The 17,891-nt window shown below is 61.0% G+C and carries 19 protein-coding genes; 12 read left to right on the top strand and 7 right to left on the bottom strand.

What is annotated here, in order from left to right; translation table 11 throughout:
• The first annotated feature begins 8 nt into the window (after positions 1-8).
• From JBE38_RS13305 to JBE38_RS13295, 3 genes are all read left to right on the top strand, one after another.
• Positions 9-914, top strand: coding sequence for an alpha/beta hydrolase (locus JBE38_RS13305; protein ID WP_205344436.1), 906 nt, complete (start codon positions 9-11; stop codon positions 912-914).
• A complete protein-coding gene (locus JBE38_RS13300; protein ID WP_060754008.1) occupies positions 911-1,237 on the top strand; it encodes a hypothetical protein in 327 nt (108 codons plus the stop codon). The genes JBE38_RS13305 and JBE38_RS13300 overlap by 4 nt, the downstream gene beginning before the upstream one ends.
• A gap of 152 nt (positions 1,238-1,389) precedes the next feature.
• Positions 1,390-1,530: a hypothetical protein gene (locus JBE38_RS13295; RefSeq protein WP_158510685.1), complete on the top strand. Its 141-nt coding sequence runs from the start codon at positions 1,390-1,392 to the stop codon at positions 1,528-1,530.
• Between the two features lie 50 nt (positions 1,531-1,580).
• Here the strand turns inward: JBE38_RS13295 and JBE38_RS13290 are convergent, their stop codons facing one another.
• The 3 genes from JBE38_RS13290 to JBE38_RS13280 all read right to left on the bottom strand — a co-directional run bounded on the left by JBE38_RS13290 (position 1,581) and on the right by JBE38_RS13280 (position 3,475).
• Positions 1,581-2,366: an OmpA family protein gene (locus tag JBE38_RS13290; RefSeq protein ID WP_060754009.1), complete on the bottom strand. Its 786-nt coding sequence runs from the start codon at positions 2,364-2,366 to the stop codon at positions 1,581-1,583.
• Between the two features lie 55 nt (positions 2,367-2,421).
• Complete coding sequence (locus JBE38_RS13285; protein WP_060754010.1) at positions 2,422-2,847, bottom strand: DUF4398 domain-containing protein; 426 nt, start codon at positions 2,845-2,847, stop codon at positions 2,422-2,424.
• A 283-nt stretch (positions 2,848-3,130) separates the two neighbouring features.
• The gene (locus JBE38_RS13280; protein ID WP_060754011.1) at positions 3,131-3,475 is read right to left on the bottom strand and encodes a hypothetical protein; all 345 of its coding nucleotides are present in this window, start codon (positions 3,473-3,475) and stop codon (positions 3,131-3,133) included.
• 183 nt (positions 3,476-3,658) lie between these two features.
• Here JBE38_RS13280 and ppc point away from each other — a divergent pair, with 183 nt between their 5' ends.
• From ppc to JBE38_RS13250, 6 genes are all read left to right on the top strand, one after another.
• Positions 3,659-6,286, top strand: coding sequence for a phosphoenolpyruvate carboxylase (ppc, locus tag JBE38_RS13275; RefSeq protein ID WP_205344435.1), 2,628 nt, complete (start codon positions 3,659-3,661; stop codon positions 6,284-6,286).
• A 297-nt stretch (positions 6,287-6,583) separates the two neighbouring features.
• The gene (gene adk / locus JBE38_RS13270) at positions 6,584-7,231 is read left to right on the top strand and encodes an adenylate kinase (RefSeq protein ID WP_010212617.1); all 648 of its coding nucleotides are present in this window, start codon (positions 6,584-6,586) and stop codon (positions 7,229-7,231) included.
• Positions 7,232-7,320: 89 nt separating this feature from the next.
• Positions 7,321-8,007, top strand: a complete 687-nt coding sequence (gene tsaB / locus JBE38_RS13265) for a tRNA (adenosine(37)-N6)-threonylcarbamoyltransferase complex dimerization subunit type 1 TsaB (RefSeq protein WP_060754013.1) — start codon at positions 7,321-7,323, stop codon at positions 8,005-8,007.
• Positions 8,008-8,167: 160 nt separating this feature from the next.
• Complete coding sequence (locus JBE38_RS13260) at positions 8,168-8,470, top strand: hypothetical protein (RefSeq protein ID WP_205344434.1); 303 nt, start codon at positions 8,168-8,170, stop codon at positions 8,468-8,470.
• Positions 8,470-9,330: a DUF72 domain-containing protein gene (locus JBE38_RS13255; protein WP_090366420.1), complete on the top strand. Its 861-nt coding sequence runs from the start codon at positions 8,470-8,472 to the stop codon at positions 9,328-9,330. The genes JBE38_RS13260 and JBE38_RS13255 overlap by 1 nt, the downstream gene beginning before the upstream one ends.
• 27 nt (positions 9,331-9,357) lie before the next feature.
• Positions 9,358-10,185, top strand: coding sequence for an isocitrate lyase/PEP mutase family protein (locus tag JBE38_RS13250; protein WP_205344433.1), 828 nt, complete (start codon positions 9,358-9,360; stop codon positions 10,183-10,185).
• A gap of 1 nt (position 10,186) precedes the next feature.
• Here JBE38_RS13250 and JBE38_RS13245 read toward each other — a convergent pair whose 3' ends face one another.
• Positions 10,187-10,807, bottom strand: a complete 621-nt coding sequence (locus JBE38_RS13245) for an energy transducer TonB (protein WP_205344432.1) — start codon at positions 10,805-10,807, stop codon at positions 10,187-10,189.
• A 96-nt stretch (positions 10,808-10,903) separates the two neighbouring features.
• On the opposite strand from JBE38_RS13245, the gene JBE38_RS13240 reads away from it, so the two are divergent.
• On the top strand, positions 10,904-11,686 hold the full coding sequence (locus JBE38_RS13240) for a class I SAM-dependent methyltransferase (protein WP_060754018.1): 783 nt from the start codon (positions 10,904-10,906) through the stop codon (positions 11,684-11,686).
• Positions 11,687-11,806: 120 nt separating this feature from the next.
• Here JBE38_RS13240 and JBE38_RS13235 read toward each other — a convergent pair whose 3' ends face one another.
• Positions 11,807-12,442 (bottom strand): TetR/AcrR family transcriptional regulator, encoded by a 636-nt coding sequence (locus JBE38_RS13235; RefSeq protein WP_090366414.1) that lies wholly within the window; start codon positions 12,440-12,442, stop codon positions 11,807-11,809.
• A gap of 93 nt (positions 12,443-12,535) precedes the next feature.
• On the opposite strand from JBE38_RS13235, the gene JBE38_RS13230 reads away from it, so the two are divergent.
• Entirely contained in the window at positions 12,536-13,636 is a 1,101-nt protein-coding gene (locus JBE38_RS13230; RefSeq protein ID WP_205344431.1) for an efflux RND transporter periplasmic adaptor subunit, read from the top strand.
• 6 nt (positions 13,637-13,642) lie between these two features.
• Positions 13,643-16,705 carry an efflux RND transporter permease subunit gene (locus JBE38_RS13225; protein WP_205344430.1) on the top strand — a complete coding sequence of 1,021 codons (3,063 nt, stop codon included), beginning with the start codon at positions 13,643-13,645 and terminating at the stop codon, positions 16,703-16,705.
• A gap of 68 nt (positions 16,706-16,773) precedes the next feature.
• Here JBE38_RS13225 and JBE38_RS13220 read toward each other — a convergent pair whose 3' ends face one another.
• Both JBE38_RS13220 and JBE38_RS13215 read right to left on the bottom strand, forming a co-directional pair.
• On the bottom strand, positions 16,774-17,463 hold the full coding sequence (locus JBE38_RS13220; protein ID WP_090366411.1) for a DUF4197 domain-containing protein: 690 nt from the start codon (positions 17,461-17,463) through the stop codon (positions 16,774-16,776).
• A gap of 23 nt (positions 17,464-17,486) precedes the next feature.
• Positions 17,487-17,888, bottom strand: coding sequence for a YbaY family lipoprotein (locus tag JBE38_RS13215; RefSeq protein ID WP_104995698.1), 402 nt, complete (start codon positions 17,886-17,888; stop codon positions 17,487-17,489).
• Positions 17,889-17,891: the final 3 nt, after the last annotated feature.

Below are 17,891 nucleotides of genomic sequence, written 5' to 3'. Positions count from 1 at the left end.
TTTAACGGATGAGAGTCCTCGGTATTCTGTGCCTGTTACTGACATTGAGCGGCTGCAGTTCACTGCTGTTCTATCCCGAACCCGGCCTGCCGTTCACGCCGGAAAAAGCGCACCTGCACTACCGTGACGTCACCCTCACGACCGCTGACGGGGTAAAACTTCACGCCTGGTGGTTGCCGGCCAAGCCCGGCGTGCCGCTCAAGGGCACGGTGCTTCACCTGCACGGCAATGGCGGCAACCTGGCCTGGCACCTCGGTGGCAGTTGGTGGTTGCCGGAGCAGGGCTATCAGGTGTTGATGCTCGACTACCGTGGCTACGGGTTATCGGAGGGTAAACCGTCATTGCCGGCGATTTACCAGGATATCGATGCGGCCTGGCAATGGCTCGACCAAGCGCCTGAAACCCGGGGCCAACCCCTGGTTGTCCTGGGGCAAAGCCTGGGCGGTGCGCTGGCTGTGCATTACCTGGCCGCGCACCCGGAGCGTCAACCCCAACTGAAGGCCTTGGTGCTGGATGGCGTGCCCGCCAGTTATCGTGACGTAGGGCAATTCGCCTTGAGCACTTCCTGGTTAACATGGCCATTCCAGGTGCCGCTGTCCTGGCTGGTGCCCGACGCCGACAGTGCGATCAACGCCATGCCGGCGCTGACCGGTGTCCCCAAGCTGCTGTTCCATAGCCTGGATGACCCGATTGTGCCGCTGGCCAACGGTATCCGCTTGTATCAGGCCGCGCCGCCGCCGCGTGTATTGCAACTGACCCGTGGCGATCATGTGCAGACCTTTGCCGACACGACCTGGCAGGCCGTGATGCTGCGTTATCTGGACGACCCGCAGCACTTCAACGGCCTGCGCCGCCTGGGCGAGATCCCGAATTATCCGACTCCTAAAGTTGATTCATCAGAGAGCCCGCAATGAGTGAAGAACGCAACATGATTCCACTGATCCTCACCGGTATCGGCACCATCATCGGTACCGTCGGTTGCCTGTGGTTTTATGGCTACCTGCATTTCGCCAAGCCGGAGGACGCATTGCTTCTGAGCGATTTCACGATGCTCAAGACCGTGCCGGGAGAGGATTACAAAATCTCCCTGACCCCGGCCGCGCAAGTGGCGCAGTGCGTTGACGGTGTGCTGGTGATGTTCGACACCGATCAGAAGGGCCTCAGCGGCGTGCTGGTCAACAACAAGAAACAGGCTGTGCGCTGCCTCGGCCAGGAAACACCGCAACTTCAGCAGTAAATCGCTCCAATTAACCGTTTCTGAAATATCTGGAACCGTATTCCGTAAGACGCCACTCAATGCCCAGTCAGCGGTGCTGACGGGTAACTTACGAATAGTCAGCCAGGGGGGAAGTCACGGTGAATATCGGTGCGATCAGTAGGATGTTGGACATGGCCCGGGCGCAGCAGATTCTGGATGAGTGCAGCGAGTGCGAGGCTGAGTCGCCCCAAGCGAAGCGAGATGAACTGAAGCGCAAGCTGGAGTTTGATCCTTTCGGCGCCGACGAAAATAAACCCCAGATCCAGTACTGAACGAAAAAACCCACCGTCTCCGGTGGGTTTTTTTATCCAGCTTCAATCAATCAGTTAGCCAGGCTGGAGCGCGGCTTGACTGGCTGGTTGTCGTTGGAGATGGTCACTTCAACGCGACGGTTCATGGCACGGCCCGATGCGCTGCCGTTGTCGGCAACCGGGTATTCCTTGCCATAACCCTGGGTCACGATGCGCGAGATATCCACGCCTTGTTGAGCCAGTGCACGTTGTACCGAAGCGGCACGACGCTCGGACAGGCTCTGGTTGTACGAATCGGAACCGGTGCTGTCGGTGTAGCCTTCGACGATCACTTTACGGTCCGGATTATCGCGCAGGAACTGCGCCAGTTTGGTGATGTTGACCAGGCCGCTGGATTTCAGGTCGGACTTGTTGGTGGCGAACAGCACGTCACCGAAAGTCACCAGGGTGCCACGATCGGTCTGCTTGGCGTTCAGGCTGTCTTGCAGTTGCTTGATCTGCGCATCACGGGCTTGCAGCAGGGCGCGGGCACGTTCGTCACCGGCGTTTTTCAGCTTGGCTTCGGATTCACGCAGCACAATGGTGTCTTTGGCCACTTCAACGCGCTGGTTGGTCAGGTAGGCCAACTGGTCGACTTTCTTCTCATCTTCCTTGTCACGGTAGGCTTTTTCAGCCTTGTCCAACCAATCGCTGGCGTCCTTGGTTTCCAGGGCCGCCAACTTGGTGGCTTGCGGGTTGGTCTGCAAAGCCGCGAAATTGGTCTTGGCGTTTTCCAGGTTCTGGTTCGGTGGGGTGGAGCACGCCGCCAGAGCAACGCTCATTGCCAACAGGGCAGGGATCATCAGTTGTTTACGCATAATCGTGTCGTCCTTTCAATTCGATTTCGGGTGCATTGCAATCAGGGGCGGCGGCTTATTGCTGCTTGATAACAGCTGGGCGCATGCCTTCCTGACGCAGCTCCTGAACAGCTTTCTCGGAGTCCTTCACGGCTTGTTGAGCTTTGGCGGCCTGGGCTTTGCGCTCTGCAACGCGAGCGTCCCATTCGGCTTGTTCAGCCAACTGACGGGCTTTGTCGTAGTTCTTGTCGTGCATGGCGATTTCGGCTTCTTTGAGCTTGTCCTGGGCCGATTTCATTTCCACAGCCGCGAACTCGGTACCGCCAGCGCTGACTGCGCTGTTAACAGCCGATTGAGTCACCGCATATTGCTCAGTCGGAGGGTTGCCTGCGCAACCCGCCAGTACGAAGCTGGTGCCGATCGCCAGCGCGGCCAATTTGAGCCCGCGCAGGTGGTTAAACGAGGATTTGGCAGTGCTGGTTTTCATCGTCTTCAACTCCATTGGATAACTCCTGAAAAACATCAAAATCCACTTCGTTGGTCAGCGGTTGGGGCCCGGCGGTAAAGCTCGAAATGCCCTTTCAAACGGCCGTTCCAAGTTGATGGCTTACTGGCTGTGACCTGAGGCTTTTTTCAAAAGTTCAGAGAAGATGGCGATTTGCCTAAAAAAATATTTGACTGACTGGTCAGCGTTTTGAAGAGGGAACTTTCGTCGCGCGCAGCGGTACTCCGAGCCTCTGAAAGGCCCGGAATACAAGGGGTTTACCGGTTTTTAGAGTGGTTCGTCAGTGCTTCTGTTTATCGGCACTCGCTGAAAAATCATGCAGATAGCGCCGCGACAGGCTGAGAAAACGTGGGGTAGGGCCGACGTCCTCATACAACGGATCGCCCTCTTCATCGGTGGCAATCACCTGTTGACCCTTGATGTACGGAAAGCTGGCTTCGAGCTCTTCAAGGGCGGCGCCGATCAGTTCGCCGAGCAGTTCTTCGGTGTGGCGCTTGGGGTACATCTCGGCAATGGCGGCCAGCCTCGCGGCGGCCTCCACATCCAGATGGATCGCGTATTCGGTTTTGGTCATGCGACCCTTGGCGGTTTCTTCCCAATGCTGGGCCAGTTCTCGAATTTTCATGGCTACCTCAATATGCCCGCGGGTTGCGGGCGCTGATGAGTGACCAGTCGCCGATGTGGATAACACGGCGACTCATAGTTGAGACTAGCTGCAATTGATAAGGTTTAAAGCCTTGTCAGAAACCGACGTCGGCGGCACTCTTGAACCCCTGCGCGTCCCGGATTTCTGGCTGGAGATTGGCTGATGAGTGATATCGATGCACGCTTGCGCGAGGATGTTCACCTGCTGGGTGAGCTGTTGGGCAACACCATTCGAGAGCAGTACGGTGATGATTTTCTCGACAAGATCGAGCAGATCCGCAAAGGCGCCAAGGCTGACCGGCGAGGGGCTGGCGATGAATTGAGCGCCAGCCTGAACCAGTTGCAGGAAAATGAACTGCTGCCCGTGGCGCGAGCCTTCAACCAGTTCCTTAACCTGGCCAACATCGCCGAGCAGTACCAGCTGATTCATCGACGCGATGAGTCGCAGCCGGCACCCTTCGAGTCCCGGGTACTCCCGCAATTGCTGGCCCGCCTGCAACGCGAAGGTCACAGCAACGAATCCCTGGCCCGCCAATTGGCGCGACTGGAGATCGAACTGGTGCTCACGGCTCACCCCACCGAAGTCGCCCGTCGTACCCTGATCCAGAAGTACGATGCGATTGCCGCGCAACTGGCCCTGCAGGATCACCGTGATCTCACCACCGCCGAGCGCGAGCAGATCCGCGAGCGCCTGCAACGGCTGATCGCTGAAGCCTGGCACACCGAAGAAATCCGCCGCGTACGGCCCACCCCGGTGGATGAAGCCAAATGGGGCTTTGCGGTGATCGAGCATTCGTTGTGGCACGCCATTCCCAATTATCTGCGCAAGGCCGACAAGGCGTTATTCGCCGCCACCGGATTGCATCTGCCCCTGGAGGCGGCGCCGATTCGTTTTGCCTCGTGGATGGGCGGGGATCGCGACGGTAACCCCAACGTCACCGCACCGGTCACCCGTGAAGTGCTGCTGCTGGCACGCTGGATGGCGGCCGACCTGTATCTGCGTGATGTCGATCACCTGGCCTCGGAGCTGTCGATGCAACAAGCCAGCCCGGCATTGCAAGCCAGGGTCGGTGACAGCGTCGAACCCTATCGCGCCTTGCTCAAGCAACTGCGTGAACGGCTGCGCGCCACGCGCCAATGGGCGCACACCGCGTTGACGGCCGCCACGCCGGCCACCGCCGAAGTGCTGCAAAACAACCGCGAGCTGCTGGAGCCGTTGGAGCTGTGCTACCAGTCGCTGCATGAGTGCGGCATGGGCGTTATCGCCGATGGGCCGCTGCTCGATTGCCTGCGCCGTGCGGTGACATTCGGCTTGTTCCTGGTGCGTCTCGATGTGCGTCAGGATTCCAGTCGACATTCGTCGGCCATGACCGAAATCACCGATTACCTTGGCCTCGGCCGCTATGAGGACTGGGACGAAGAGGCCCGTATCGCCTTCCTGATGAAGGAGTTGGCCAATCGCCGGCCCTTGTTGCCGGGCTACTTCAAACCCTCTGCGGAGACCGCTGAGGTGTTGAATACCTGCAAGGAAATCGCTGCCGCCCCGGCGGCGTCGCTGGGCTCCTATGTCATCTCCATGGCGGGCGCCGCGTCGGATGTGCTGGCGGTGCAATTGCTGCTCAAGGAGTCGGGCGTTCAACGCCCGATGCGTGTGGTGCCGCTGTTTGAGACCCTGGCCGACCTGGATAACGCCGGGCCGGTGATGGCAACGCTGTTGCAGTTGCCGGGCTACAGGGCGCGCCTGCAAGGGCCGCAGGAAGTGATGATCGGCTACTCGGACTCGGCCAAGGACGCGGGCACCACAGCCGCTGCCTGGGCGCAGTACCGGGCGCAGGAACGCCTGGTGGATATCTGCCGCGAGCAACAGGTGGAACTGCTGTTGTTCCATGGCCGCGGCGGCACCGTCGGCCGTGGCGGCGGCCCGGCTCACGAGGCGATTCTGTCGCAGCCGCCGGGTTCGGTGGCGGGGCGCTTTCGCACCACTGAACAAGGCGAAATGATCCGCTTCAAGTTCGGCCTGCCCGACATTGCCGAGCAAAACCTCAACCTTTACCTGGCGGCCGTACTGGAAGCCACCCTGCTGCCTCCGCCGCCACCCGAGCCTGCCTGGCGTGATTTGATGGACGAACTGGCCGCCGACGGTGTCAGCGCCTACCGCGCCGTAGTGCGGGAAAATCCGCAGTTCGTCGAGTACTTCCGCCAATCCACGCCGGAGCAGGAGCTGGGGCGTCTGCCACTGGGCAGTCGCCCGGCCAAACGGCGTGCGGGGGGCATTGAAAGCCTGCGCGCCATTCCGTGGATCTTCGGCTGGACCCAGACCCGCCTGATGTTGCCGGCCTGGCTGGGCTGGGAGGCCGCCTTGAGCAAGGCGCTGGAACGCGGCGAAGGTGAGTTGCTGGGGCAGATGCGCGAACAGTGGCCGTTCTTCCGCACGCGCATCGACATGCTGGAAATGGTGCTGGCCAAGGCCGACGCCGACATTGCCCGCCTGTATGACGAGCGTTTGGTGCAGCCTGACCTGTTGCCGCTGGGTGCGCACTTACGCGACCTATTGTCGCAGGCATGCAGCGTGGTACTTGGCCTGACCGGTCAGTCGCAACTGCTGGCCCATAGCCCGGACACCCTGGAGTTCATCCGTCTGCGTAACACCTACCTCGACCCTCTGCACCTGCTGCAGGCCGAGTTGCTGGCACGCTCCCGTCAACAGGAAGCCGAGCAAGACAGCCCTCTGGAACAGGCGCTGCTGGTGTCCGTGGCCGGTATTGCCGCCGGATTGCGCAACACCGGCTGAAGTTTTCCAAGTGTTCTCAACGGCTTGCAGATAAACCACGACGGCCGCCCGGAAAGGGGCGGTCGGCGTTTGTGCCGGCGGGTTGCACTCAGGCATACCCTACCTATGACGCATGTCCGGCGCGGGTTCCTGCGACTTTTGGCGGCTTGTATGGTGACGGCCCGCTGTGTATCTTGATCAGCCTTTGGCCGTTTGATTCGGCCTGGACCCACATATTCAAGCTTCATATTTCTACGAGATTTGCCCCCACGCGGCGAATCCGGGCACCATCTCTATAAAAAATTGAGGAGCACATCGATGCGCGTCATTCTGCTGGGAGCTCCCGGGGCCGGTAAAGGTACTCAGGCGAAGTTCATCACTGAGAAGTTCGGCATTCCACAAATCTCCACCGGCGACATGCTGCGTGCTGCCGTCAAGGCCGGCACCGAGCTGGGCCTGATCGCCAAGAGCGTGATGGACAGCGGCGGCCTGGTCTCCGATGACCTGATCATCAACCTGGTCAAGGAACGCATCAGCCAGGAAGATTGCAAGAACGGTTTTCTGTTCGACGGCTTCCCGCGCACCATTCCCCAGGCTGAAGCCTTGGTGAAGGCCGGCGTAGAGCTGGATGCGGTGGTTGAAATCGCCGTCGAGGACGAAGAGATCGTGCAACGTATCGCCGGTCGTCGCGTTCACGAAGCCTCGGGTCGCGTGTACCACACCGTTTACAACCCGCCCAAGGTTGAAGGCAAGGACGATGTCACCGGCGAAGACCTGGTGCAGCGCAAGGACGATACGGAAGAAACCGTGCGCCATCGTCTCTCGGTCTACCATTCCCAGACCAAACCGCTGGTGGACTTCTACCAGAAGCTTTCCGCTGCACAGGGCAAGCCGAAGTACAGCCACATCCCTGGCGTCGGTTCGGTAGAAGCCATCACCGCCAAGGTGCTGCAGGCTCTGAGCTGATTCATTGATCAGCTTCATCTACAACGGCCCGCTTGCGGGCCGTTGTTGTTTATACTGGCGCACTTTTTTCGACTTGGACACCCACACCGATGAGCACCCTGCTGGCCCTGGACACCGCGACTGAAGCTTGCTCCGTCGCCTTGCTGCACGATGGCAAGGTAACGAGCCACTACGAGGTGATCCCGCGCCTGCATGCGCAGAAGCTGTTGCCGATGATCAAGCAGCTGCTTGAGGAGGCGGGCACCACGCTTGCTGCCGTGGATGCCATCGCCTTCGGCCGTGGCCCTGGTGCATTCACCGGCGTGCGTATTGCCATCGGCGTGGTACAGGGCCTGGCGTTTGCGTTGGAGCGCCCGGTGTTGCCGGTCTCCAATCTCGCGGTGCTGGCCCAGCGCGCGCTGCGTGAGCACGGTGCGACCCAGGTCGCGGCGGCCATTGATGCGCGCATGGATGAAGTGTATTGGGGATGCTATCGCGAAACCGCCGGGGAAATGCGTCTGGTGGGGAGTGAAGTGGTTCAGGCGCCAGAGGCGTCCGTATTGCCCGATGACGCCCAAGGCGATTGGTTCGGTGCCGGCACCGGCTGGGGTTACGGTGAGCGTCTTGGCGTGAAGACCGTCGGCCAGGCCGCCGATATGTTGCCCCATGCGCAAGACTTGCTGACCCTGGCGCGTTTCGCTTTCGAGCGCGGCGAAGCCATCCCGGCCGATCAGGCGGCACCGGTTTATCTTCGCGATAAAGTGGCGCAGACCAAGGCCGAACGCGGGATTATTTGACGTCAAAAAGGCGGGATTTGGCCGACAAATTTCGCCAATCGTCAGAATTTGCGCGGGTTTCTAAACCTTTTACAAATTATGTGTTCTAGTTAGCACCAGAGCATTTGCGCGCCATGGAAAGTGCCGCTAAATTGCCATCATCGATTCCGAGTCTGCATGTATGCGTATAGACGGATTTTCCTCACAGTCCTACCCCATCAAGCGCAAGCCACGTAAGGCGAGCGTGACGGTAGACGAGTCCGTTGAAGATTCGCCGGACTTCATTGAGTTACAGTCCGACTCGCTCTCTAACGCCCAGGGTTCCACAGGCTCGCGTATCGGCGGTCTGCCTGCCCGCCAGCAAGACATGGTCTTCCCGCGCTCCATGAGCAAAAGCGTCGCCACCGCCCTGGCCAGCTACCTGACCACCGCCGGCTTTGTCGAATGGGATATGGAAGTGCTGGGTCTCGATATCCACATCTGATGCGCCTGCCTTACTACATCGGTTGCCCTTCCTGGAGCGAAAATGCCTGGCGCGAGTACCTGTACCCGGCCGATGCGCGTTCCGGCGATTACCTCGCGCTGTACTCCCAGGTTTTCAACGCCGTTGAAGGCAACACCACATTTTATGCCCGCCCCTCAGCCGCCACGGTGCAACGCTGGGCTGAAATCATGCCTGCGGATTTTCGCTTCACCGCCAAGTTTCCCGGCGATATCAGCCACGGTGGTGACTTGCGTGAGCAATTGCCGGCGGCGGAAAGCTTTGTCGGCTTGATGAGCCCGTTGGGCGAGCGCATTTCACCGTTGTGGCTGCAGCTGCCGGCGACCTTTTCGCCACAGCGCCTGGGTGAACTGGCGGGCTTCATTGATGGCCTGGAGCGCCCGCTGGCGGTGGAAGTGCGTCATCCGGAATTCTTCGCCAAGGGTGATGCCGAGCGGATGCTCAACCGTTTGTTGCGCGACCGTGGTGTCGAGCGTATCTGCCTGGATCCCCGCGCCCTGTTCAGTTGCACCTCCACCTCGGCCGCGGTGCTGCATGCCCAATCGAAAAAGCCCAAGGTGCCACCGCGCCCGGCGGCGCTCACCCAGTTTCCTCAAGTGCGGTTTATCGGCCATCCGGAACTGGAAGCCAATGACCCGTTCCTCATCCCTTGGCTGGAAAAGATCGCCGGCTGGATCGAGGAAGGGCGCACGCCCTACGTGTTTCTGCACACGTCGGATAATCGCCTGGCCGCGCAACTGGCACTGCGTTTTCACGCCAAATTGATGGTGCGCCTGCCAGGCCTGCCGCCTTTGCCGACCTTGCATCGAGAACCCGCAGCGGAGCAACTGGGGTTACTCTAAGGCTCCTTTTTCCGACAGGAGTGAGCCATGGACGCACAAGCCCTGCGCGCCGATACCTTCAAGGCCCTGCATGAACGTGATCGCGCCTTCGTCATGCCCAATCCGTGGGACGCCGGTTCCGCCATCATGCTTGCCAGCCTGGGTTTTGAAGCCTTGGCCACGACCAGTGCCGGGTTTGCGTTCAGCCTGGGACGGCCGGATGCCGAGGGCGCGCTATCGTTGGAAGACACCTTGGGCAATGCTTCAATGATTGTCCGGGCGACTTCCCTGCCGGTGGCGGCCGACCTCGAAAACGGTTTCAGCGACACCCCCGAAGGCTGCGCCCAAACCATTTTGCGGGCGGCGGCCACGGGCATCGTCGGTGGCTCTATCGAAGACGCCACCGGCATCGCGGCCGACCCGATCTACCCATTCGATTTATCGGTTGAGCGTGTTGAGGCGGCTGCCGCGGCTGCGCGCAGCTTGCCCTATGCCTTCACGCTGACGGCTCGCGCAGAAAACCTCCTGCACGGGCGCCTGGATCTGCCTGACACCATTCGCCGCCTGCAAGCCTACGCCGAAGCCGGCGCCGATGTGTTGTATGCCCCGGCTTTGCGCACTGCCGAAGAGGTGTTGGCAGTGGTCAAGGCGGTCGCGCCCAAGCCGGTGAATGTGTTGATGTCCGGTGGCTTGAAATTGAGCGTGGCGCAGTTGAGCGAGATGGGAGTGCGGCGTATCAGCGTCGGCTCGGCTTTGGCCCTGGCGGCCTATGGCGAGTTCTACCGGGCGGCGCAGGAAATGTATGGGTCGGGCACGTTCGAGTTCACCGAACGCAAGATGCCGTTCAGCCAGGCCAATGGGTTTTTCAAGCGTTGAATCAGGCCGCCAGGCGCAGGTTGTTGAGGATCAGTGGGCGCGCCCAGTGGTAATCGAAGTCCAGCGCCTTCTGTTGCGCCTCCAGCTCTTGCGGTGGATACGGCGTGGCTGGCGGTGGCAGCAGGTCCAGTTCGAACTCGGCAATCGGCAGGTGCAGTGGGCGCGGTTGCGGTGTGGGGCCAGGTTCAGGCAGTGGTTGGCCGGCGTTCAGCACGAGCGGGCGAACCCAGCCGCTGTCGAAATTCTGTTGGCGCTGCTGGGCGACAATTTCTTCTGGCGCAAAGGGCGTGGCGGGGGGCGGCAGCAACTCGGTTTCGAATTCGGCGATCGGCAGGAACAGCGGCTCAGGTGGGGCGATTTCGGTGTCTATCACGTCGCATTCACGCTGGGTGAGGATCTGCGCCAACAGATCGGCGCCTTCGCTGGGTTCTACCGCAGGGTCCAGGGTTGCAGGCGCCTTGATGGCCAGCGCGTTCGGTGAATCGCCAAGCTGTTCGGCCAACGCTCGGGCGAAGAAGTCCTGCCACACATGACTCACCCCGGCCAGCGCTTGGGTATTGCGCAGGCCGTAATGGTTGTGGGTCGGCAGTACACCGATGGTTAGGGGAAGAATGTCTGACATTTTTCTCGGTCGACGCTCAGCTCTGGCAAAATACCTGACTGTTGGTTTTATCGGCCAGTGTTGGCCGATCCTTAATATTTTTGAGCGTAGCGATTGATGAGCGAACAACCAGCGGCCAGCCGCATTCGGGTCGAGGCCTTGGCCGAAGGTTTCCAGGCGCGTGCCGAGCAATGGGCTGAGCAGCTTGGGCTGCCGTTGCAGCTGGAGGCGGCGGACTTTTCCCTGCAGGTCGGGGAACAGGGACTGCAACTGCAACAGCTTGGGCCTGACGCACCGGGGCCGGTGCGTGTGGATTTTGTCGAAGGCGGCGCGGCGCACCGGCGCTTATATGGCGGTGGCAGCGGGCAGATGATCGCCAAGGCCGTGGGCATCGCCCAGGGCGTGCGCCCGCGTGTGCTGGATGCCACGGCCGGGCTGGGCAAGGATGCGTTCGTACTGGCGAGCCTGGGCTGCGAGATGAGCCTGATCGAGCGTCAACCGCTGATCGGCGCTTTGCTCGAAGATGGCCTGGCACGCGGCGCGGATGATTTCGAGGTGGCGCCGATCGTGGCGCGCATGCAGTTGCTCAAGGGCAACTCCATTGACGTGATGCTCAATTGGCAAGGCGAGCCACCCCAGGTCATCTACCTGGACCCGATGTTCCCCCACCGTGAGAAAACTGCCCTGGTAAAGAAAGAAATGCGCCTGTTCCGCCCCTTGGTGGGCGATGATCCGGACGCGCCGGCGTTGCTCGCGGCCGCACTGGCCCTGGCCAGCCACCGTGTGGTGGTCAAGCGCCCACGCAAGGCGCCTTGCATCGAGGGGCCGAAGCCGAGCCATGCGTTGGATGGCAAGTCCAGCCGGTATGATATTTACCCGAAGAAAGCGCTCAAGCCCTGACTCTTCATTGGCCTTGAGGGCCTCATCGGGAGCAAGCCCCCTCCCACACTTGAGTGTATTCACAAATCAAATGTGGGAGGGGGCCTGCCCCCGATGAGGCCACCCGGATAACACCCGGGCTCAGGCCCGATAAGCCCGCATAAACAACCCCACCACTTCTTGCACATGGGCTTCGGCGGCTTCCTCGCTCAGTTGTCCGCCGCAGCCGTATAGCAAACAGAAGTTCGCCGTGCCCTTGAGCAGGCAGAAGAAATGCTCGGCTGCCGTAAACGGCTTATCGATACTCAGGGCGCCGCTCTGGTCGATCTTGCCGAGCAGGCGCTCCATCCCCTGGAGCATGCGCATGGGGCCGGCTTCGAAGAAGATCTGTGAGAGTTTCACGTCCTGATTGCCGGTGGTCATCATCAGGCGGTGCAGGTTCACCGATTCTGCGCTGTTGATCAGCCGATGAAAGCCCCGTGCGATATTCAGCAGCACGGTCTCCACGGGCACACCTTCGGGGAGTTCGAAATACATCACCGGTAACTGTTCTTCGCACGTGGCCACCACGGCAGCGGTGAACAGGGTTTCTTTGTCGGTGAAATGGCTGTACACGGTCAATTTTGACACGCCGGCCTCAAGAGCCACGGCATCCATGCTGGTACTGGTGTAGCCATTGCTCAGAAACAGGGTTTTCGCTGCTTCGAGGATTGCCTGGCGTTTTGCCATGTCCTTGGGACGCCCGGGGCTATTGGTGTTCACAGGATTGTCGGACATTTTCACCTTTAATACTGGACTGGCGAGTTTGGTATTAATAACATACTGGCCAGTATAATTATTCCTAGCTTCATTTGCGAAAGGTCCTTCAGCATGCGCAGCACTTTCCTGCCCCTTGCGTTGCCTGCCAGCCTGGCCTTCCTGTTGGCCGCCTGCGGCCATGAGGAAGCGGCCCAAACCACCATCCGCCCGGCCATGGTGGTGCAACCACAGCCATCCGCACAGGCGATGGAAAGTTATCCGGGTGAAGTGCGTGCCCGTTACGAGCCGGACCTGGCCTTTCGCATCGGCGGTAAAGTCAGCAAACGCCTGGTGGAGGAGGGTGAGCGGGTCAAGGCCAATCAACCCCTGGCCGAACTCGACCCCCAGGACGTGCGCCTGCAACTGGAAGCCACCCGCGCCCAGGTGGCCGCCGCCGAGGCCAACCTGAGCCTGGTGCGTGCCGAGCGTGATCGCTACAAGACCCTGATGGATCGTCAGATGGTCAGCCGCTCCCAGTACGACAATGCCGAAAACCTCTACCGATCCGGTGAGGCGCGCCTCAAGCAGATCAAGGCCGAGTTCGACGTGTCCAGTAACCAGGCCGGTTACGCCGTGTTGCGCACGCCGCAGGACGGTGTGGTCGCCAAGCGTGCAGTGGAAGTCGGGCAAGTGGTGTCAGCCGGCCAGACCGTGTTCACCCTGGCCACCGATGGCGAGCGCGAAGTGTTGATCAGCCTGCCTGAACAAGGCTTTGGCCGGTTCAAGATCGGTCAGCCGGTGTCGGTCGAATTGTGGAGCCAGCCGGACCAACGCTTCACCGGGCACATCCGTGAACTGTCCCCCGCTGCAGACCCCAAGTCGCGGACCTTCGCCGCCCGTGTTGCCTTCACCGGCGGAAAAGTCCCGGCCGAACTGGGCCAGAGCGCTCGCGTTTTCATCCAGACCGAGGGCGCGGTCGCGCTGTCGGTGCCGTTGTCGGCCCTCAGTGCAGAGAATGGCGCCTCCTACGTCTGGCGCGTGCAACCCGACAACACCCTTAAGCGTACTCCGGTGCGCATCGGTGCCTTCGGCGAAAAAACCGTACCGGTGCTGGAAGGCCTGGCGCCCACCGATTGGGTGATTGCGGCGGGCGTGCATGTGCTCCATGAGGGCCAGCAAGTGCGCCCGGTGGACCGCTCCAACCGCGTTGTGAATCTGGCGACCAAGGAGTAGTCCCCGATGGGTTTCAATCTTTCCGAATGGGCGTTGCGTAATCGCCAGATCGTACTGTTCCTGATGATCCTGCTGGCGGTGGTCGGCACCCTGTCCTACACCAAGCTGGGGCAAAGCGAAGACCCGCCGTTTACCTTCAAGGCCATGGTGATCAAGACCAACTGGCCCGGGGCCACGGCCCAGGAGGTTTCGCGGCAGGTCACCGAGCGCATCGAGAAAAAACTGATGGAGACCGGCGACTATGAGCGCATTGTCTCGTTCTCGCGCCCCGGCGAGTCCCAGGTCACCTTTATGGCCCGCGACTCGATGCACTCCGCGCAGATTCCGGAGTTGTGGTACCAGGTGCGCAAGAAGATCAGCGACATTCGCCAGACGTTGCCGCCGGATATCCAGGGGCCGTTTTTCAACGATGAATTCGGTACCACCTTCGGCAATATCTATGCGCTGACCGGCGACGGCTTCGACTATGCCGTGCTCAAGGACTACGCCGACCGTATCCAGATTCAACTGCAACGCGTGCCGGATGTGGGCAAGGTCGAGCTGCTGGGCCTGCAGGACGAGAAAATCTGGATCGAGCTGTCCAACCTCAAGCTCGCCACCCTCGGCCTGCCCTTGGCGGCCGTGCAGCAAGCCTTGCAGGAGCAGAATGCGGTCTCCACGGCGGGCTTCTTTGAAACCCCGACCGAGCGCGTACAGCTGCGGGTGTCAGGCAACTTCAAGACCGTGGAGGAGATTCGCAACTTTCCGATTCGCGTCGGTGACCGTACCTTCCGTATTGGTGACGTGGCCGACATCCACCGCGGCTTCAACGATCCACCGGCGCCGCGTATGCGCTACATGGGCGCCGACGCGATCGGCCTGGCCGTGGCCATGCGTGACGGCGGCGACATTCTGGTACTGGGCAAGGCCCTCGAAGGGGAGTTCGCGCGCCTGCAGAAGAACCTTCCCGCAGGTATGGAACTGCGCAAGGTGTCGGACCAGCCGGCGGCGGTGAAAACCAGCGTCGGCGAATTCGTCCAGGTGTTGGCCGAGGCATTGGCCATTGTATTGCTGGTGAGCTTTTTCTCCCTTGGCCTGCGCACCGGCATGGTGGTGGCCCTGGCGATTCCGCTGGTGTTGGCGATGACCTTTGCCACCATGTATTACCTCGGCATCGGCCTGCACAAGATCTCCCTTGGCGCTCTGGTACTGGCGCTGGGCTTGCTGGTGGACGACGCGATCATCGCCGTGGAAATGATGGCGATCAAAATGGAGCAGGGCTACGACCGGCTCAAGGCGGCGAGCTTTGCCTGGACCAGCACGGCGTTTCCGATGCTCACGGGGACGTTGATCACGGCGGCGGGCTTCCTGCCGATTGCCACTGCGCAATCGAGTACTGGCGAATACACCCGCTCGATCTTCCAGGTGGTGACCATCGCACTGTTGGCGTCATGGGTCGCCGCCGTGGTGTTTGTGCCGTACCTGGGGGAAAAGCTCCTGCCGGACCTGGCAAAGATTCACGCAGCCAAACACGGCGCCGATGGCCCTGATCCCTACGGCACACCCTTCTACCAACGCGTAAGAGGTTTGGTTGAGTGGTGTGTGCGTCGGCGCAAAACCGTGATCGTCCTGACCTTGCTGCTGTTTATCGGCTCGGTTGCGTTGTTCCGCTTCGTGCCGCAGCAGTTCTTTCCGGCTTCGGGTCGCCTGGAGTTGATGGTCGACTTGAAACTGGCCGAAGGCGCGTCCCTGAGCAACACGGCCGACCAGGTCAAGCGCCTGGAAGCCTTGCTCAAGGACCACGCCGGCATCGACAACTATGTGGCCTATATCGGCACCGGTTCGCCGCGTTTCTACCTGCCGCTGGACCAGCAATTGCCGGCGGCCAGCTTTGCGCAATTTGTGGTGTTGGCCAACACCATCGAAGAACGTGAAACCCTGCGCACCTGGCTGATCGAAACCCTCAACGAACAATTCCCCGAGCTGCGTTCGCGGGTCACACGCCTGGAGAACGGCCCGCCCGTGGGGTACCCGGTCCAGTTTCGCGTGACGGGCGAGCACATCGAAGAAGTGCGTGCCCTGGCGCGCAAAGTCGCCGCCAAGGTTCGCGAAAACACCCACGTGGTCAATGTGCACCTGGACTGGGAAGAGCCAAGCAAGATCGTCTACCTCAACATCGATCAGGACCGCGCCCGTGCGCTCGGTGTCAGCACCGCCAACTTGTCGAAGTTCCTGCAGAGTTCGCTGACTGGTTCCACCGTCAGCCAGTACCGTGAGGACAACGAGTTGATCGAAATCCTCCTGCGCGGCACCGTGCATGAACGCACCGAACTGTCGTTGCTGCCCAGCCTGGCGGTGCCGACCGACAACGGCAAAAGCGTAGCATTGTCGCAGATCGCCACCCTTGAATATGGCTTTGAAGAGGGCGTCATCTGGCACCGCAACCGCCTGCCGACCGTGACCATTCGTGCCGACATCTATGGCAAGGAACAACCGGCGACCCTGGTCCAGCAAATCCTGCCGACCCTTGAGGGTGTGCGTGCCGAACTGCCGGATGGTTACCTGCTCGAAGTGGGCGGCACCGTCGAAGACTCCGCCCGTGGCCAGAACTCGGTGAAGGCCGGCGTGCCGTTGTTCATCGTGGTGGTACTGACCTTGCTGATGTTGCAGCTGCGCAGTTTCTCACGCACCGCCATGGTATTTCTGACGGCGCCACTGGGCTTGATCGGCGTGACGCTGTTCCTGCTGGTGTTCCGCCAGCCCTTTGGCTTCGTGGCCATGCTGGGCACCATCGCCCTGTCAGGGATGATCATGCGTAACTCGGTGATCCTGGTGGACCAGATCGAACAGGACATCAAGGCGGGTCTCGAGCCGTGGCAGGCAATCATCGAAGCTACCGTGCGACGCTTCCGCCCGATTGTGCTGACTGCGCTGGCGGCAGTCCTGGCGATGATCCCGCTGTCGCGCAGCGTGTTCTTCGGGCCAATGGCCGTAGCGATCATGGGCGGGTTGATAGTGGCGACGGCGTTGACACTGTTGTTTCTGCCGGCCCTTTACGCGGCTTGGTTTCGAGTCAGGAAGGATGCCTGACCTGCTTGCGTAGCTGAAGGTAGTTGCGCCCAGCCGGTTGGAACGGCCTGGGCGCAGCCAGGGGGACGTTACAGCGCGCCGAACACCTTCTTCGCCAAACTGGTGGCCGCTGCCGCCGGGTTCTTGCGGATGGTTTCTTCCTGCTGCGCAATCATCTTGAACAGCCCGTCCAGCGCCTGCTCGGTCACGTAGTTTTCAACGTTGGCATTCTTGGCATCGAGCGCGCCGAAGGCCGCGGCCTTGCCGGCCAGGGCGTTGTACTGTTGGGCCACGCCCACCTTGTCGGTGGCGGCCTTGACGATCGGCAGGAACTTGGCACGGATCTGGTCACGGCTGCTTTTGTTCAGGTACTGAGTCGCCGAATCCTGGCCGCCGGTGAGGATGCCTTTGGCGTCGGTGACGCTCATGTTCTTCACCGCATTGACCAGGATCGGCTGCGCCTGGGTCACGGCGGTTTCTGCCGCCTTGTTCATGCTGGTTTCCAGTTGCGTGACCTGATCACCCATGCCGAACATCTTCAGCTTATCGGCGACTTTGCCGAGCTTGCCGGGCAGGCCGATCCTGACTTCAGGGTTGTTGCTGAAACCACCGGGTACGCCCAGTTGTTTCACGGCGATCTGTGCACCCTGGGTCAGTGCGTCCTTGAGGCCGCCGTTGGCGTCGCCCTGGGACAGGCTGCCAAGGTCCAGGGCCATGGCGTTGGCACCGAGCAGCAGGCCGGCACACAGGGCGGTAAGGCGAAGGGAGTTACGGAGCATGGGCGCTTCCTTGAGTTCGTGAATCAGTGGGCGACGGCATCAACACGCAGGCGCAGCGGTGGTTGAGCCTGGCCGTCGAGCTGTACGGCGTGCCGCTCGGTGGTGACAAACAGTAGCTTGCCCTCCAGTTCGATGCGAGCGCTGACCGAGTAACTGTGGCCCGGCTTGACTTGCGCAGGGTCGTAGCTCAGGTGAAAGGGCAGCGGGACCTGGCCTTTGACCGGGCCTTTCTGTTCGGCGAGCGTCACGGCCGGGGCGTCCATCAGGGACACGTCCTGCAGACTCACGCTCAAGGTGGCCGTTGGCGGCAAGGCAATGCGTTGCAGGTAGAACACTTCGCCGTCGAGGCTGGCCTTGGGGGCTGGGGTCATGGACTGGCAGGCTCCGAGCAGGGCGGTGAGGCCCAGGAGGATGATTTTTTTCATGGT

Source organism: Pseudomonas sp. ICBG1301, assembly GCF_016918385.1.
GTDB lineage: Bacteria > Pseudomonadota > Gammaproteobacteria > Pseudomonadales > Pseudomonadaceae > Aquipseudomonas > Aquipseudomonas palleroniana.
Note: the sequence above shows the minus strand (reverse complement) of the source record. Positions and strands in the feature narration are given on the sequence as shown.

Coding starts and splice junctions, on each gene's coding strand:
- JBE38_RS13260 (WP_205344434.1), top strand. CDS start 8,168: ATGCGTATAGACGGATTTTCCTCACAGTCCTACCCCATCAAGCGCAAG.
- ppc (WP_205344435.1), top strand. CDS start 3,659: ATGAGTGATATCGATGCACGCTTGCGCGAGGATGTTCACCTGCTGGGT.
- tsaB (WP_060754013.1), top strand. CDS start 7,321: ATGAGCACCCTGCTGGCCCTGGACACCGCGACTGAAGCTTGCTCCGTC.
- JBE38_RS13280 (WP_060754011.1), bottom strand. CDS start 3,475: ATGAAAATTCGAGAACTGGCCCAGCATTGGGAAGAAACCGCCAAGGGT.
- JBE38_RS13290 (WP_060754009.1), bottom strand. CDS start 2,366: ATGCGTAAACAACTGATGATCCCTGCCCTGTTGGCAATGAGCGTTGCT.
- JBE38_RS13215 (WP_104995698.1), bottom strand. CDS start 17,888: ATGAAAAAAATCATCCTCCTGGGCCTCACCGCCCTGCTCGGAGCCTGC.
- JBE38_RS13225 (WP_205344430.1), top strand. CDS start 13,643: ATGGGTTTCAATCTTTCCGAATGGGCGTTGCGTAATCGCCAGATCGTA.
- JBE38_RS13295 (WP_158510685.1), top strand. CDS start 1,390: ATGGCCCGGGCGCAGCAGATTCTGGATGAGTGCAGCGAGTGCGAGGCT.
- JBE38_RS13255 (WP_090366420.1), top strand. CDS start 8,470: ATGCGCCTGCCTTACTACATCGGTTGCCCTTCCTGGAGCGAAAATGCC.
- JBE38_RS13305 (WP_205344436.1), top strand. CDS start 9: ATGAGAGTCCTCGGTATTCTGTGCCTGTTACTGACATTGAGCGGCTGC.
- JBE38_RS13220 (WP_090366411.1), bottom strand. CDS start 17,463: ATGCTCCGTAACTCCCTTCGCCTTACCGCCCTGTGTGCCGGCCTGCTG.
- JBE38_RS13285 (WP_060754010.1), bottom strand. CDS start 2,847: ATGGAGTTGAAGACGATGAAAACCAGCACTGCCAAATCCTCGTTTAAC.
- JBE38_RS13235 (WP_090366414.1), bottom strand. CDS start 12,442: ATGTCCGACAATCCTGTGAACACCAATAGCCCCGGGCGTCCCAAGGAC.
- JBE38_RS13230 (WP_205344431.1), top strand. CDS start 12,536: ATGCGCAGCACTTTCCTGCCCCTTGCGTTGCCTGCCAGCCTGGCCTTC.
- JBE38_RS13240 (WP_060754018.1), top strand. CDS start 10,904: ATGAGCGAACAACCAGCGGCCAGCCGCATTCGGGTCGAGGCCTTGGCC.
- JBE38_RS13245 (WP_205344432.1), bottom strand. CDS start 10,807: ATGTCAGACATTCTTCCCCTAACCATCGGTGTACTGCCGACCCACAAC.
- JBE38_RS13250 (WP_205344433.1), top strand. CDS start 9,358: ATGGACGCACAAGCCCTGCGCGCCGATACCTTCAAGGCCCTGCATGAA.
- adk (WP_010212617.1), top strand. CDS start 6,584: ATGCGCGTCATTCTGCTGGGAGCTCCCGGGGCCGGTAAAGGTACTCAG.
- JBE38_RS13300 (WP_060754008.1), top strand. CDS start 911: ATGAGTGAAGAACGCAACATGATTCCACTGATCCTCACCGGTATCGGC.